This window comes from Thalassovita sp. ABM4_323, assembly GCF_056158665.1.
Map to the genome: position 1 here is coordinate 1,500,212 of NZ_JBSWTS010000007.1, position 15,687 is coordinate 1,515,898.

Sequence of the window (15,687 nt, forward strand, 5' to 3'; positions counted from 1 at the left end):
AGCTTCCTCAAAGGATTGAGGGAGCGATTTGGGGATGTTGGTTGTGGAGACGATTGCGAAGATCAGGCGGGCGCATTTCATCCAGGGGAAGTCGATCAAGCAGATCTGCCGGGAGCTGCGGGTATCACGGAACACGGTGCGGAAGGTGGTGCGGTCCGGGGCAACCGAGTTCAGCTATGACCGGTCCACGCAGCCCCGCCCCAAGATCGACCCGTGGCGGTCCGATCTGGATGAGATGCTGGCTGAGAATGACCGGCAACCCAAACGCCAGCGGCTGACACTGGTTCGGATTTACGAAGAGCTGCGCAACCGGGGTTATGACGGCAGCTATGATGCGGTGCGGCGCTATGCGGCGAGTTGGTCGAAGGCGACCCGGGAAGCTTCCGCCGCTGCCTACGTGCCGCTGAGCTTCGACCCGGGCGAAGCCTATCAGTTCGACTGGAGCCATGAGGTTGTCCTGATTGACGGCGTGACCACGACGGTGAAGGTTGCGCATGTGCGCCTGAGCCACAGCCGGATGCCGTTTGTGCGGGCCTATCCCAGAGAGACACAGGAGATGGTGTTCGACGCCCACGACAAGGCGTTTGCCTTCTTCGGTGGGGCCTGTGCGCGGGGCATCTACGACAATATGAAGACCGCCGTTGACGCGATCTTCATTGGCAAGGATCGGGCCTATAACCGGCGGTTCCAGCAGATGTGCGGCCATTACCTGGTCGACCCGGTGGCCTGTACCCCGGCCTCGGGCTGGGAGAAAGGCCAAGTCGAGAACCAGGTCGGCGTGATCCGCCGGCGCTTCTTCGTGCCGCGTCCGAAGTTCAAATCCTATGCCGAGTTGAACGCCTGGCTGGAGGATCGCTGCCTGGCCTATGCCAAGGCGAACAAACATCCAGAGTTGCGCGACAAGACGATCTGGGAGGTGTTCGAGGACGAGCGCCCGAGCCTTGTGCCTTACGTCGGCCCTTTCGATGGATTCCATGCAGTTCCCGCATCGGTGTCCAAGACCTGCCTCGTGCGGTTCGACAAGAACCGCTACTCGGTCGATGCCCGGGCGGTCGGGCGGCCGGTGGAGATCAGGGCCTATGCCGCCCGGCTGGAATGCTGGCAGGATGGGCAAATCGTTGGCCAGCATGAGCGGGCCTTCGGGCGGGACAAAACCATCTTCGATCCCCTGCATTACATCCCCGTTCTGGCCCGCAAACCCGGCGCCCTTCGCAACGGGGCGCCCTTCAGGGAATGGGAGCTGCCGGTGCCAATCCGCCGCGTGTGGCGCAAGCTGGAACGCCAGCCGGGCGGTGACCGGCAGATGGTCGACATCCTGAGCGCCGTGCTGACCGACGGGATTGATGCGGTCGAGGCGGCCTGCGCCGAAGCCCTGTCGCACAATGTCCATTCCGCAGGCGTCGTGCTGAACATCCTGGCCCGGCACCGCGAGCCGCCACCACCCCTGACAATCACCACCCCGGATGCGCTGAAGCTGGCCTGCGAGCCCATTGCCGACTGCAACCGATATGACAGCCTGAGGAGAACACAGAATGGAAAGATCCGAGGTAATCGACGCGATGGGAAAGCTGAGGCTCTACGGAATGAGGGCCGCCTATGACGAGGTCCTGACCACCGCCGTCAAACGCCAGCACGAGCCGCAACAGATCATTGGTGACCTGCTGACCGCCGAGATCAGGGAGAAGCAGGCCCGGTCAGTCAAATACCAAATGACCATCGCCAAGTTGCCGCTCGCCAAGGAACTGGAGGAGTTCGACTTCGAGGCCGCCGAGGTTAACGAGACCCTGATCCGCGACCTGGCCAACGGCGACTTCCTCGACCATCAGCGCAACCTCGTCCTGATCGGCGGCACAGGCACCGGCAAAACCCATCTTGCCGTCAGCATCGCCCGGACCTGTATCCGGGCAGGGCGCCGGGGCCGGTTCTTCAACGTGGTCGACCTGGTGAACAAGCTCGATGCCGAAGCCCGCGCCGAGCGCCAGGGCCGGACCGCCGACCTGATCTCCCGCCTCGACTTCCTGATCCTGGACGAGCTCGGCTATCTGCCCTTCGCCCAGACCGGCGGCCAATTGCTGTTCCACCTGATCAGCAAACTCTACGAACGCACATCCATCATCGTCACCACCAACCTGGCCTTCGGCGAATGGCCCAGCGTCTTCGGCGATGCCAAGATGACCACCGCACTGCTCGACCGGCTCACCCACCATTGCGAAATCGTCGAAACCGGTAACGAAAGCTGGCGCTTCAAGAACCGCGCATAGCGCCAACCCGAAACCCCGCAGGCCCGCCGCCGCTGCGCTATGTGAGGGCTACGCAGCGCCGGGCCTGCTCACCACCAAGGGGGTCAATATTGGATGCCGATAGGGGGTCAAACTTCAATGCCGATTGACACAAAAATCATCATTGAGCGGTTGAGAACTGACCCCGAACTTCGATCTCGATTTTTCTGGGCGACTTTTGAGTTGTCAGTCGCACTCGACAACGAAAAAGATGCATGGAGCAGATACCACAGCACCGACAGCGAAAACTATCTGGGAACCATCACAGAAGCTGACTACCCTTGGCTGTTCGAGGCTATGGAAGATCATTCCTTGCCAGAAAGAAGGGGGGTGGCATTCTATGCCGCGATCCTTTGCTGGAGAGCTAAGCGCGACGAAAAAACGGCTTCTCGCATTCGACGTGCGATTGCCGACCTGCCTGACCTTGTTGTCGAATATGACAAGTTCGCTAACCCGCCCAAAACCTCGCCGCACGAAAAATACCAACGCGAAAGTGCTAAACGCAAACAAAAACGTGAACGCAAAGAAGCCACCCGCCTCGCACAATGGGATAAATGGCGACTGGAATTGGAGGACGATCCGGCAGCGGCTTTTGTCGGAGAAGCCAAGGAAGGCAATCTGTATGATTTCTTTAACTGGATGGCGATGGCGACGCGGAGCCCTACCAGTTGGGGCGGTTGGTCAGAAGAGACCCTTCGCAACACGTTTTCGGAGACGCTTATCAGCCAATTGAAGCCTGTGCTTTCAGAGTTCTGGCGGACAGACGAAACGAAGACTTGGAGTGAAAAAGAAAAGAAGAACCAAACCAGTAGCCGATCAATAAATGCTCTCAGCGCTCTCAAAAGTGAGACAACGACCGACGGTTGGGCAGATCAATTGTCCGCCGAAGAAGCCCAACTCGCAACCAAACTTTCGATGGTTGAACTGAACGGATTTGCAGATTTTCTTCCCGCGCTTGCCTATACTCATCCCGTTCCAGTCGCGTTCGTTCTGACTGAGGAGTTGAGCGGACAGATTAGCAATTTGGACGACACAGAAAACGCACCTCTCTTGGGGGATCTGCACTACTTGGATGCTCCAGCTCTGAAAACCATCGTAGCGCATTGGCTGCTCGACAAGTTTGATTTGTTTCCGACAGAGTTTACCGAAGGCGCAAATGAAGCTTTGGTGCGAGCCGTAGACTTAGCGGTGGGGGGCACTGAACCCGAGGAGCGACAGGACGTTGTACGATTGGTGCAACAACGATTGGCCGAGAGCAGTCCGCTCAGCATTGGCCAAGCTGCTTGGCTGAGAGCCTATGCGGTTTTAGCACCTAAAGCGGGCTGTGCACATGTTGTCGAAACTCTGAACGCGTATAGCTCTTCAACGGAGGTCGAGTTCGGATTTTCCTTACTAGGTAAAATTTTCGGCGAGCGAGACTATTCCGGCGCAAAGCCAGACTTTGCAATCTTACCGCAGAGCGAACGAGCAGAACTGATCTCAAGTCTTGTGGAAACCGCTTATCGCGTTGCTCACCCTTCAACCGATATCAAGCATGACGGAATGCACAGCCCTGGACGCCGCGATTACGCGGAGAAAGCCCGTCGATACCTTTTCGACAGGTTGGGAGAGATTAAATGCCCGGAAACACATCACGCATTCGCGAGGTTTTCGGCCTTACCCGAATTTGATCACATGAAATCTAGGCTTTTGGAGATGCGAACAGAATTGGCCGCATCTGCCAGCGAACCAACTGCCATGCCAATCGAACGCGTAGTCCAGTTTGACCTGTCAGGATCACTGACACCAGAAAATACCGAAATGTTGCATACAACGATGCTCAACCGACTGTCGGATTACGAGCATTTTCTTCAACATAGCGAGTTTTCCAATCGCAATACGCTCCGACTTGTCGAACAAGAAACGGAACTCCGGAGAAATATCGCGAGTTGGTTAAATGACCACAGCAGAGGCATGTACCGCGTCAATCAGGAAGCGGTCAAAGTCAACGAAAACCGAACCGATATTCGGCTCAATGCTACTGCTGTCGATCTTGAGTTGGCTATTGAACTAAAGCTGGATGACAGCAAAGGTCGTTGGAGTGGAGCAAATTTAGAGGAGGCGTTACGAGATCAACTCGTCGGCAAGTATCTTTCTCACGAGCGCTGCCGTTCTGGCTGCCTGCTGATTGTCCAACGCGAGAAGAGACACTGGCAACATCCTGAAACTGGAAAGAAGATGAATTTGGCGCAGCTAGTCTCTTGGCTCCAAGAAATAGCTGCTGAAATCGTCTCAGAACGCCCCGAAATTATGGTCTGTGTGTTCGGATTGGATATTTCGGAATGAGCAAAAGCTTTGTGCAGAGTGCTGTCAACTACATGGTTTGCCACATTCTCTTGACGTCCATCCGGCTGGTCAAACCGGCCAGTCTTACTTCTACAAACAGTTTTGATGTTTGAACCACGATGCCTTTCATTTTTTCAAGACGCTTCATACAGCAATGTTTAGACAAGCTGAGAGTTGTTCTTTCGGACAGGCAGCACTCAGATTTGGTAGCCAGATTGAACCGGAGAAGTCCAGATCGGCTTGCTGCCATGTGGGAAACCGTCGTCTTAACGTGTTTCATGGATCAACCCAGTTTTTCTCATGAAGAACCGCTCGAAAACGGGCGCAAGCCAGACTTTCAGTTCCTCCTTCGTCAGACTGACACCCTTGTGGTCGGCGATGTTACGAGTGTCTCAGATAAGGGGCCAAAGAAAGACAACCCAATCGAACACCTACTTGAAGACGTCAATCGGATTGCAAAAAAGCATGGCTCTGATCGCAGTCAGTTCGATGTCCGCGTAGAGGCGCATGACGAAGGCGATTATCACAAGCGAAAAGTTGTTCTTGATCTGCCTAAAGGTGCGGAACGGCAAAAGTTTCTAAAAGAAGAGCTAACTCCTTATATCTCAGAGCGACTGAGGAAACAGGACTATGGACACAAAAAGCTATTTAACTCTGGAAACTATACAGTTGAGGTAACGTTCAAGCCAAAATCTCAGTTTTCCTCGTACAGTCATCCCAGTTTTACCAACGTCTTGCATGTCGACAGAAACCCAGTTTGGAACGCGCTCAAAGCCAAGGCAAATCAACTAAGAGGAGCGCCTGAGGGTGCTGTTCGGTTGCTCATCCTCTGCGACGGCGGTTGCGAGGCAATGCGCGAACGGGGGCTTGGGGCGGAAATTGGACGCGACGAAATCGTTAACGACTTCCTGAGACGCGAAACTGGCATCGACATTGTTATTTCGATGACAGTCAATGATGAGTTGCAACCATTTGGGCAGTCGCACATGCTGCACCATTGGTCTTGGGCCGCAAAGGAAGCGTTTCTGAAAGCAGGAAGGGCAGGTTCTGATGCGGCCACCGAAATCCAGCAGATTATCAATGAATTTGGGCGAAATCTGCCGAAGCCATCCGCAAACGCGGTATCTGCGGCGGCGAATTGTTTGAATAGGGACTATGGGATTGGCGCATGGGGAGGATACAAGGTGTCTGGTAGCAAAATCGAGATTTCAGCGAGAGCGTTGCATCGAGTGCTTGCTGGTGAAGTGAGCTTGGAGGAGTTCAATCGCGATCACGGTTGGCCAAACGGCAACCGTTTTGCGACTGCTTTGATGAATGGCCAGACCATCTCCTCCATTGCCCTAACGGATAACAGCGAAAGTGACGACGATTATGTAGAAATCACTTTTGCCCACGACGCCTCTTTGTCACCTTTCCGATAAGACCAATTCGTACTTTTAAGTGTTGCCATTCTCATATCCCCCAGAGCTGCCGGCGCTTTGCTCTGGGGGGCGTGGGTGAGAAGTAAATTTAAGAGGCGCGTAATTTGAGCTGCGGGTGTTGTGCTATGGAGCTAGTTTGTTGATCGAATCTTCTCATTAAAATCTGCCGCAGCTACCATGGACTTGAGATCGTCGAGACCCGAGTCGCCCGAGGCCATCGCGCGGATCATAGTGCTGATGGCTTCTTCGAACGTGCAAAAGAAGCTGTTGCCTTCCTCTGCTTTCAGAAACTTGACCATCCATTCATAGACCGGGCGTTCCAGTCGGATGTGGAGATCAACGGGATCGTCAAGGATAACCCCATCGTATTCAGGCCAAACCGCCCGGTCTCGGGCTGTCAGAGGTTCGCCCATGTCAGGATTGATATCACTAAGAAACGTTGCCAGTTCCTCAGCTTGTTCAGCTTCGTAGGCGTGGTCGATTTCGTCATAGTCGTGAGTCATTGTTTTATCTTTCTGTTTTGTTGAAGTGGAGATTACCGCGATGGGCCGGGGCGTTTGCGGGTTTGCTGTTGCGTGGGTGTTTTCGGTTCTGGTGGGTCGGCGGTTTCTTGAGTTTTGGCTTGTTGCACCTCCTGTTGTTTCAAGTTCGGACTCTGATCCTCTGCCCAGACTGGTTTGTCTTTGGCGTTGAGGTAGAGTTTCATGTCGTCGCGGTGGCGGGTCATGGCGACGTAGGCCAGAGACCGATCCATGGATTTGGACGCCAGCACATATGACCGATCCACGGTCGCGCCTTGGGATTTGTGGACGGTCACGGCATAGCCGTGATCAAAGCTGCGATAATGGTGCGGGTTGATCGTGACCAAGCGGCGTTGGCCGTCTTCCGTGTCCAGTTGCACGGACAGCCCATTTTCATCGGCACGGGTGACAGCGCCGAGCATGCCGTTTTTCACGCCCATCTCGCGGTTGTTCTGGGTAAAGACGATCCGGTCATCTTTCGCAAAGGCTCGGTATCCGGTTTCGGTCAGATACATCGTCTCTGGCCCGATCTTTCCCGCGCCTTGCATAGCACCGCGAATGGCTTGGTTCAGCGCATGTACATCCTTGCGGCGATGGGCAAAGGCCAATCGAGAGGCATCCACGCCGTTCTCGCTGACATCTGCCATGTAATCGTTGACCAAGGCCCCGAGCGCAGCGTCTCGATGCGCCGAATTGCGCACGGTGCCATAGGTTTCATAGCTCTGAACAGCCTCTGTGATACGGCCTTCGGCCAGATCACGAGACGCCTGTTTCTGCCAATCATCTCTTTGTCGATGGATTTCCGTGAGGCGCGCCGCGCCGTGTTCTTCGACCAGTTTGCGGAACGGTGTTCCGGCCTCAATGGGTTGCAACTGGTCAGGGTCGCCCACCAAGACCAGCTTCGCACCAATCTCATCTATACGGCTCATAATGCGATGCATCTGACGGGTGCCGATCATACCGGCCTCATCAATGACCAACACGTCGCCATTTTTCACCGGTTGGTTGCCATTGGCCCAGCTGAGTTCCAGCGATGCGAGCGTGCGGCTGTGAATGCCGGAAGAGGTCTGCAACCCCTCAGCCGCTTTGCCAGACAACGCGGCCCCGTGGACTTTGACACCTTCGCGAGACCACGCCTCATAGGCGGTCGCCAGCATCGTGCTTTTCCCAGCCCCGGCGAGGCCGACCACTTGGGACAGTTGCCGTTCGCAGAGAACGTGATGAATGGCATCGACTTGTTCATCACTGAGACGACCGCCAAAGCGGCGTTTCATTTCTGCATTCTGCCGGGATATCGCCGCACACGAAGAGTCACTGGATACCTGATAGCCAGTTCCGGCCGCCATTCGGTGAGACGCACCCAATAGTTTGGTTTCGGCGTTGAGATAGTCCCGCGTGGTGAAGCCCTGCGCATCACCTTCGCCGACACGGACCAATTCTGACGAAGACAACACAGTATCAATCGCAATCCGCAGCGCGTGGGGATCGTCAATGTGTTTCGCGAGACCACGCTTGATTGTGTCTGCGTCAAACACAGCTTCTTTCTCAGAAATCGCGTGCAGGATCAGGGCGGGATTGCGCTGTATCTGTGCCGAGGAAAACGGACCATCTTCTGGTGGCAAATGGAGCGCTTGGCGCGGATCAATCTTGATGCTTTGGCCATAGCTTTCGGCGCGATCCGCACCGACATGCAGGCGCTGCACCTCTTGCTCAAACGCTTTGCGGTCGTTCAGGTGTTTGTCGATCAGCGTTTGACGTTCCGCACGATCCCTTGCGTCACAAGCGGCTTTTTCCTGTGCAAAATCTTCCACCAAACGCCCATAGGCACCGGACAGGCGTGCCCAAATCAATGACATGCCGCGCGGCGCACGGGCATTGCGGGCCAACGTTTCTTCGGCCTGACGCTCTTGATGCATGGCGTGAAGCGCATCGCGCTCCTGCCGTTGCTGGGCAACAAGTTCAGCAAGCGCGGTCTGGTAGGTGTCACTGTCCTTGACCCGTTTCGGCGTTTCGGGCGCGTGGGACCGTGCCAGAAGCGCTTTTGCCTCATCTATCGACGGCAGGCTGTGCGGATCGCCAAGACGTTCCTTAAGCTGGTTGGGTTTGACCCCACACCAGCGGGACAGGGACCAAATCTTGCCGTCGTGATCGACAGCGACAAACCCACGGCGTTCCCCACGGGCCAAGGCAAACCCATGTTCCCAAAGCGCAGACGCAAAGGCTTGCCGCGAGTTGGAGCGTTCAAAGCACGCACGAAACAGGGCCTTCATTACTTTGGGGTCGCGGTCGAGCCGTTTGGCTTGCTGGGCCTCTTCGCGCGAATAATTCAACGGATCACGCTGGCGGAAATCCTCAAACCCGGCGGGCATGTCCCAGCCGTGTTCAATGTAGAGTTCCCGCGAGACGGCCATCAGCTTGCGCTTGAAATGCGGAAGGTTGATCGCTTTCATCTCGTCCGCGTCGATACGGGACCAGACGCAATGGGCATGGCGGCGGCCTTCTTTTTCATGGAACACCACCGCGCACGGTTGATCGGCGAGGCCGAGTTTCTGAGCAATGTCTTTGATTGCCGTTTCAAAAACGTCCACCGGCACAGACTCGTTGGGCGGCGGGTTCAACGACAGGGAAAAGAGATATTTCTGGCACTGCGTGGCTTGAGCGAGAGCTTCGATTTCCGCGAATGCCCCCGCCAGTTCATCAGCCACGAAGCCATCAATGGCATGTACAGTCACATGCTCATTGTCACGGGCATTCATCAAATGCCGCGCGAGTTCGGCCCCGTGGCCACGGGCATTGCCTTCCAAGATCATCGGTATTCTCAGTCTGTCAGCGCTTGAACCAGCAAGGCGCGCATCTCTTTGATCGCCTCATACGACTCGGTGATCTGCGCCTTGGTGTCGTCATCAACGACCAGAGCGCCAATATTCGCCTGATAAGCCAATTGGTTTAGATTAGAGGCCATGCGGGATTGCCCGAGCAGGGACAGACATTCGGCCAGAGCCTTTTTGTCCGCCACAGCATCCTTGGGCCGACGCTTGCGCCGTTTCTCTTCCTCGGCAAACACGCAGGCCCGTATATAGGCGCTGAGCGTCATCCCGACCGCCAGTTCTTCCAGCCGTTCTCGTTCTTCCGCCGTGAGACGCAAAGTGACAGGCGACACATCGCTGCGCCGTGTACCGCTTCGGCGCGGCTTGTGGCTCCGCTTCTTTAGGGGCTTTTGAATTGCTGCTTTGTTGAATGCCGATGAAATGACCGGCTCTTGTCCTGTCCATCTCATTGGCTCATCCCCCGTACCTTGGCTGTTCCCTTGGGGGCAGCAGGTGGATCGGCGGGCGTCTTATCCACAGATTTTTCGCAGCGCTGATCACCGCTGCAATCTAGGCAAAGCTGGCTTTCCGCAATGTGCGGCTCATGGCTCGAAGCCAAAGCTTGCTCCAACAGGTGGCGTTCAGCCAATAGGACGGTGTTCCACTCCTCCAACACTTCGAATAAAGTGTTCGAATTCGGACCCTCTAGGTCCGCCACTTGTTCGTTTATCTGTTTGAAATTTATTAACAAAAATTTCCAGCACCCAATCTGGCCCCACATTTGGCCCCACAAATCTTTCCCGCTGCTTTTGGGCGATAATTTTCTATTAAACCTATGTCTTGAGTCGTCTTAAATCGTGACACGCCGCTTCAGAATCGTGATCGGGGTCGCCGATCGCTATGGAAACCAGTAGCTGCAGCATAGAACGTGCCAGACTTTACCTTGAACGAAGGGTAGACGCATGACTTACACACCGCTTCAATTTGAGGTGTTTCCCGCACGCGCCGATCAGATGGCCGGAAACCAGACCCCCGGTGGCATTTCCCGCGGGTATTGTGAAAAGTGAAAGCGAAATGATCCTCCCCCAACTGAAGTGGTCCGCCCCTATAGTTAGGAAACGGAGGATCAAAGATGGGAATCAAACGCCACAAGCCGGAAGAGATTGTCACGAAGTTCCGGCAGGTTGGCGGCGAAGTTTTCTACAGCCTGAGGGAGGCACAAATCCTGATCGAACAATGGTCCCTCTCGTGACATTCCTTCGGAATGCACTGCCGGTCAGCGGGAAAACACTACAACACCAAACGACCCCACAGTGCTCTCGGCTACCGCCCACCAGCCCCGGAAACCATCGTCCAGATGGACCCAAGGCCGGTCATGCACTAACAATCAAATTGGACCGCCAAGGTGGGGCTGATCACTCGACACTCTACAAAACTTAGGATTCCTGTCGATAGCTTCGCACTCAAAGGAGGCATATTATTTATGCGAACCGTGACATTTACCAAAATAGTAAGCAATTCTGGGTCCGTCCGCTATGAGTGGACAGGTACAAACGGGGACGACGAGATTAGAGGCTTTAGCGGCCAAAGGAATCAGATCTCAGGTTTGGAGGGAGATGACGTCCTTCGCGCAGGTAAACAAACCAGCGGAGAAGTGCTGATTGCAGGCGAAGGGAATGACTTACTCTTCGGAGGTCTTGGTCATGATTTTCTTCTAGGCGGCTCTGGTGCGGATTTCATGATTGGGGGCGTTGGGGATGATTATTACGCTGTGGATAGTCCTGATGATGTAATCATTGAGCGGGCGAGCTGGGAAAATTCTGTTTGGGGGGACACTGTTGCGTCTGAAATCGACTTTTCGTTGCTTGGCATTGCAGTAGAAAGGCTAACCCTTTCCGGAAGCGCGGTTTTGGGAATTGGAAATGCGTTGGACAATACGATCCAAGGTAACGACTCCGCCAACACCCTCGACGGCGGGCGCGGCATTGACACCCTGACCGGCAACCATGGCGACGACACCTACATCCTGCGCCACAAGGACGACACCGCTGTTGAGGTCGGTCTGAACGCTCGCCAGAAAACCCTGCGCGCCGAGGAAGGCGGCCATGACACCGTGCTCGCCCACAACAGCTTCAAGCTGATGCTTGGGATCGAGGATATTGTCCTGCAAGATGTCCTCGGCAAGAACGGTCATGCGGTGAACGGGCTGACGGCCATTGGCAACAACCTCGACAATCTGGTGCAGGGAAACGCGACGGACAACAGCCTCAATGGCCGCACCGGGAACGACACGCTGACGGGCGGCGCGGGGGCGGATGATTTTATCTTTACGGACACGCTTGGCGCGCAGCATGCGGATCTGATTACGGATTTCGCGACCCAAGAGGACCGCATCGTGATCAAAGGCGCGTTGGTCAATGTGGCCGCTGGCGTGCTGGACGATACGGCTTTCCACCTCGGCACCGAAGCCCAAACCGCCGCACATCGGTTCCTGTTCGACGGCACCACCCTGCGCTATGACGCGGATGGCGATGGTGCGGGAGCTGCGGTTGATGTGGCCGTGTTCGAGGGGGCCCCGATCTTGACGGCCGATGATATTTTCATCACCTGAGGTGCTGCGCAAAGGGACATTGCCCCGCTTCAGCTCTCTTCAAGCATCATGCCGCCCTACTTACTCTTGTATTTGTAGAAGGTGCCTTGGCTGATCCCATGGCGCCTGCACACGTCAGCCGTCTTCTCGCATGCTTCCTGTTCCTTGATCATCTGAATGATCTGTTCGTCAGTGAATTGCGTCTTTTTTCGTCCGTCCTTAAGTTGGGGGGACTCTACACAAAACTGGAGGAGATTCAGGGGCTCAGGTCATCATTCGCGACACTTTTGCGAAAGTTTGGGCCGCGGCCTTGCGGATCGAAGCTGTGCGCTTCATTCCTGATGGGGAATTTGACAAGACCTGACTGACCGCAATGCATGAGAATACGATGGACGTAGTTTGCGTAGCCCATGACGATGCTCACCGTTTCTCGAAAACGCCGGTTCCAGAAATCCGTATCGTCAAGGATCATGGGGTTGAGGGTGACGCGCATTTTGGCATCAAGGTGCAGCATCGCTCGCGCGTGCGCGCGAACCCGGATCAGCCCAACCTTCGGCAGGTGCACCTCATTCATGAGGAGTTGTTTGAGGAAGTAAAAGAACGCGGTTTCACGGTGCATGCAGCGGATCTGGGTGAAAACATTACCACACGCGGGATTGACCTGCTTTCGCTTCCGCGACATGCGATCCTGCGCATTGGTGTCGACGTTCGCCTGGAAGTGACGGGGTTGCGCAATCCCTGTTCCCAGATTGAGAATTTCATGCCGGGTCTGCTCGATGCGGTCCTGGTGAAGGGCAGCGACGGCACATTGATCCGAAAGTCCGGGATCATGACCGTTGTAAGATCGAGTGGCACTGTGAAACCGGGCGACAAGATCGAGGTCGAGCTGCCGCCCGAGCCCTTCTTGCCGCTTGAGCGGGTCTGACCCCACGAAGACACGCATCGCCTGATTTGGCCTTACCCAGCGCGCGATGGCCGCCAAGATGGTCGCAGCTATGGCCAAAAGTGTCACCACCCAAACCAGATGGAGCATGGCGATATAGGCAACTTCGGCAGCCCATCGCGAGCGACACCAGGCTCATCTCGGTCAAACCGCCGGGGGCGAAGGCCAGGACGATCTGCTGTGTCGATTGCCCAAGCGGATTTGCAAGCATCTGCGCAAAAGCCAACGTTACAGCGAGCATCAGAATTGTAGCCCCAAGGCCCAGCACGAAAGCGCGCGCCACCACGCGGGCCGACGCCCCACCAGAGCGAGTGTCGCGGCCTGTTGCCCCCAGCGATCCAGAGGCAAAGCGCCCCTAGTCGCCACGTTGGTATTTTTCGATGAGCGCGTCGATGTCGAGCGCCCGGATATCTGGCAGGGCGGCCCGGTATTTATCGCGCGGCCAGTCCCAGACCGCGATTTCTTGCAAAGCCTCGGCCTGGGCCGTGGTGAACCTTTGTTTGATGGGTTTCGCCGGGACGCCCCCCACCACAGTATACGGATCGACGTCGCGTGTGACGACCGCACCCGCGCCGATCACAGCTCCGGTGCCGATGGTCACGCCTGCCGTCACGGTCACCCCGTGTCCGATCCACACATCATGTCCGATGGTGACCCAGTTTGATTTGCGCCATTCAAAGAAGTCATTATCATCCTCGCCCAGACCATAAGCCTCGGCCCGGTAAACCGAGTGGTGCTGCACCGCGCGCCAGGTGGGGTGGTTGCCCGGATTGATCCGCGTTGCATTGGCGATGGAACAAAACTTGCCAATTGTGGTCCAGACAACATGGCAGTTTTGCGTGATGTAGGAATAATCGCCCATCTGGGCCTCCTTCATCACGGTGCCTTTGCCCACCTCGGTCCAGACGCCCAGCTCGCACCCTGTCACGCTGGCCTCAGGGTGGATGGTTGGAGCCTCGGACAGATGGTTTTTGGCGCCGGCCCCGCTCATTTCGTGCCATCCCATGTGCCGATGATCCGCGCCCGGATCAGGCCGGACAGGAAGTCGATGACATAGACCATAGCGATGATCAGAAAGATGATCGACCAGGCCTCTTCCCATTTATAGGCCGAGATCCGGTCAGACAGCAGAAAGCCGATGCCGCCTGCGCCCACGATACCCAGAATGGTGCCCGACCGCACGTTGGATTCGAAGTTATACAGCAGGATCGACAGGAACACCGGGCTGACCTGTGGCGCGATGCCAAAGCGGATTTGCTGCAACCGTGACCCGCCCGAGGCCTTGACCCCCTCCACCGGTTTGGTCGAGGTGTTCTCAATCGCTTCGGAAAACAGCTTGGAGAAGGTCCCGATTTCAGACACGGCGATGGCCAGAATACCGGCCAGCGGGCCAAGGCCGAAGGCGCGGATGAAGATCAGTGCCAGGATAAGGGTTTCAAAGGCCCGGATCACGTCATAGCCCCGGCGCACGCTCAGGCGCATGAAGTTCAGCCGGTTGATGTTCTTGGCGCCCAGGAAGGATAAGGGGAAGGCGATGATCGCCCCCAGGATCGTGCCCATGAAGGCAATCGACAAGGTCTCGCCCAGCCCTTTGAGGATCTCTGAGAACTCAGCCCAGGTTTTCCAGATATAGGGCGGAAACATGAACGACAGCACATCGCTCAGACGGCCCAGCCCGGCCCAGATACGCGCGGGGCTGAAGTTAAACGCCCACAGGCTGTAGCCCATCAGCAGGGCGAAGCCTGCCCAGAGGGCATAGCGCGTCAGACGCACCTGTAACGGCGCCTGAAAGGCCAGCGGCACGCGGGCGCGGGCGGCCTCGATTTGGTCTTGGGTCAGGCTCATGTCCGGTCCTCCATACCGATGATCCGGTGACGCAGCTTCTCAGAGCCGAAGTCGATGATGATGACAGTGACAAGGATGATCACGAACAGCGCCGACAGGTCGGTATATTCCTGAAAGCTCATGGCGGTGCGGAACTCTTGCCCCAGACCGCCGGCGCCGACATAGCCAATGATCGAGGAGGACCGCACGTTGATCTCAAAACGCAGCAGCGTGTAGCTGATGATATTCGGCAGCACCTGCGGCACTGCGCCGTATCGGATTTGGTCAAACCACGTGCCGCCGGCGGCTTTCACACCCTCCAGCGGTTTCATGTCGATGTTTTCGTTGACCTCGGAATAAAGCTTGCCCAGCGCGCCGCACGAATGCAGCCCGATGGCCAGCACTCCGGCCATGGGTCCGACCGAGAAACAGAAGACAAAAATCAGCGCCCAGACCAGATCGGGCACGGTGCGGGCGATCTCCAGGTAGCGGCGGGTGATCCACATAACCCATGTATTGGGCGCCAGATTGCGCGCAGCGGGGAAGGACAGCAAGAACCCACCCACGACGCCAAAGATCGTTGCGACAAAGGCGATCAGCACGGTTTCCAGCAACAGGCGCAGCCAGATTTTCCAGCGCCAGAACCATTCACCGAAATCCGCCCAGAAACTGTCCCATCGCAGGGTTGGCAAGGTTTGGGTCAGGTAATCCCCCAGTCGCGGGATGCCCGCCGGGATGATCCAGCGCCAGTCGCGCGACCCATCGGGCAGCGTCACCTGCGTGACCTTGAAGAAATCCCCCATCCACGCGGCCAGCGCGAACAGCATCAGAAACAGGGCCGTCCCCAGCGCCCAGTTGCGGCGGGCGATGCGGCGCTTTTGGGCAAACTCGGCCTCGAAATCGGTGATCCGGTCGGGCACGGGCAGGCCCGACGCCATGGGATCGGCGGTGGTGGTCATGGGAACCTCGTCAAGAGA

13 protein-coding genes and 3 pseudogenes are annotated in these 15,687 nt (G+C 56.5%); 8 read left to right on the top strand and 8 right to left on the bottom strand.

The annotated features are described in order from the left end of the window. The first annotated feature begins 34 nt into the window (after positions 1-34). From istA to ACXADQ_RS09880, 4 genes are all read left to right on the top strand, one after another. Entirely contained in the window at positions 35-1,600 is a 1,566-nt protein-coding gene (istA, locus tag ACXADQ_RS09865; RefSeq protein ID WP_008335500.1) for an IS21 family transposase, read from the top strand. Continuing rightward, positions 1,533-2,261: an IS21-like element helper ATPase IstB gene (gene istB, locus ACXADQ_RS09870; protein ID WP_083783480.1), complete on the top strand. Its 729-nt coding sequence runs from the start codon at positions 1,533-1,535 to the stop codon at positions 2,259-2,261. Before istA ends, istB begins: the two co-directional genes overlap by 68 nt. 117 nt (positions 2,262-2,378) lie before the next feature. Beyond that, positions 2,379-4,604, top strand: coding sequence for a hypothetical protein (locus tag ACXADQ_RS09875; protein ID WP_475319636.1), 2,226 nt, complete (start codon positions 2,379-2,381; stop codon positions 4,602-4,604). Between the two features lie 248 nt (positions 4,605-4,852). Continuing rightward, the gene (locus ACXADQ_RS09880; protein WP_475319639.1) at positions 4,853-6,025 is read left to right on the top strand and encodes a hypothetical protein; all 1,173 of its coding nucleotides are present in this window, start codon (positions 4,853-4,855) and stop codon (positions 6,023-6,025) included. A gap of 131 nt (positions 6,026-6,156) precedes the next feature. Here ACXADQ_RS09880 and ACXADQ_RS09885 read toward each other — a convergent pair whose 3' ends face one another. The 3 genes from ACXADQ_RS09885 to ACXADQ_RS09895 are packed head-to-tail and all read right to left on the bottom strand — an operon-like array spanning position 6,157 to position 9,706. Continuing rightward, positions 6,157-6,528 carry a hypothetical protein gene (locus ACXADQ_RS09885; protein WP_475319643.1) on the bottom strand — a complete coding sequence of 124 codons (372 nt, stop codon included), beginning with the start codon at positions 6,526-6,528 and terminating at the stop codon, positions 6,157-6,159. Between the two features lie 32 nt (positions 6,529-6,560). Continuing rightward, entirely contained in the window at positions 6,561-9,356 is a 2,796-nt protein-coding gene (locus tag ACXADQ_RS09890; RefSeq protein ID WP_475319646.1) for an AAA family ATPase, read from the bottom strand. Between the two features lie 8 nt (positions 9,357-9,364). Next, positions 9,365-9,706 (bottom strand): hypothetical protein, encoded by a 342-nt coding sequence (locus tag ACXADQ_RS09895; protein WP_475319649.1) that lies wholly within the window; start codon positions 9,704-9,706, stop codon positions 9,365-9,367. 830 nt (positions 9,707-10,536) lie between these two features. On the opposite strand from ACXADQ_RS09895, the pseudogene ACXADQ_RS09900 reads away from it, so the two are divergent. From ACXADQ_RS09900 to ACXADQ_RS09910, 3 genes and pseudogenes are all read left to right on the top strand, one after another. Continuing rightward, positions 10,537-10,737 (top strand): annotated as a pseudogene (locus ACXADQ_RS09900) (integrase core domain-containing protein); the annotation flags it as partial. Positions 10,738-10,836: 99 nt separating this feature from the next. Continuing rightward, positions 10,837-11,106: pseudogene (locus ACXADQ_RS09905) on the top strand (hypothetical protein); the annotation flags it as partial. Positions 11,107-11,280: 174 nt separating this feature from the next. After that, on the top strand, positions 11,281-11,964 hold the full coding sequence (locus ACXADQ_RS09910; protein ID WP_475326065.1) for a hypothetical protein: 684 nt from the start codon (positions 11,281-11,283) through the stop codon (positions 11,962-11,964). 59 nt (positions 11,965-12,023) lie between these two features. Here the strand turns inward: ACXADQ_RS09910 and ACXADQ_RS09915 are convergent. Next, positions 12,024-12,203, bottom strand: a pseudogene (locus ACXADQ_RS09915) (transposase); the annotation flags it as partial. Positions 12,204-12,331: 128 nt separating this feature from the next. Between ACXADQ_RS09915 and ACXADQ_RS09920 the strand changes: the two are divergent. Further along, complete coding sequence (locus ACXADQ_RS09920) at positions 12,332-12,868, top strand: MOSC domain-containing protein (protein WP_475319653.1); 537 nt, start codon at positions 12,332-12,334, stop codon at positions 12,866-12,868. Here ACXADQ_RS09920 and ACXADQ_RS09925 read toward each other — a convergent pair. The 4 genes from ACXADQ_RS09925 to phnE (ACXADQ_RS09940) are packed head-to-tail and all read right to left on the bottom strand — an operon-like array spanning position 12,771 to position 15,669. After that, positions 12,771-13,220 (bottom strand): AbrB family transcriptional regulator, encoded by a 450-nt coding sequence (locus ACXADQ_RS09925; RefSeq protein ID WP_475326066.1) that lies wholly within the window; start codon positions 13,218-13,220, stop codon positions 12,771-12,773. The genes ACXADQ_RS09920 and ACXADQ_RS09925 overlap by 98 nt on opposite strands. A 21-nt stretch (positions 13,221-13,241) precedes the next feature. Beyond that, positions 13,242-13,877, bottom strand: coding sequence for a DapH/DapD/GlmU-related protein (locus ACXADQ_RS09930; protein ID WP_475319656.1), 636 nt, complete (start codon positions 13,875-13,877; stop codon positions 13,242-13,244). Next, a complete protein-coding gene (phnE, locus tag ACXADQ_RS09935; RefSeq protein ID WP_475319659.1) occupies positions 13,874-14,731 on the bottom strand; it encodes a phosphonate ABC transporter, permease protein PhnE in 858 nt (285 codons plus the stop codon). Before phnE (ACXADQ_RS09935) ends, ACXADQ_RS09930 begins: the two co-directional genes overlap by 4 nt. After that, complete coding sequence (phnE, locus tag ACXADQ_RS09940) at positions 14,728-15,669, bottom strand: phosphonate ABC transporter, permease protein PhnE (protein WP_475319663.1); 942 nt, start codon at positions 15,667-15,669, stop codon at positions 14,728-14,730. Before phnE (ACXADQ_RS09940) ends, phnE (ACXADQ_RS09935) begins: the two co-directional genes overlap by 4 nt. Between the last annotated feature and the right edge of the window lie 18 nt (positions 15,670-15,687).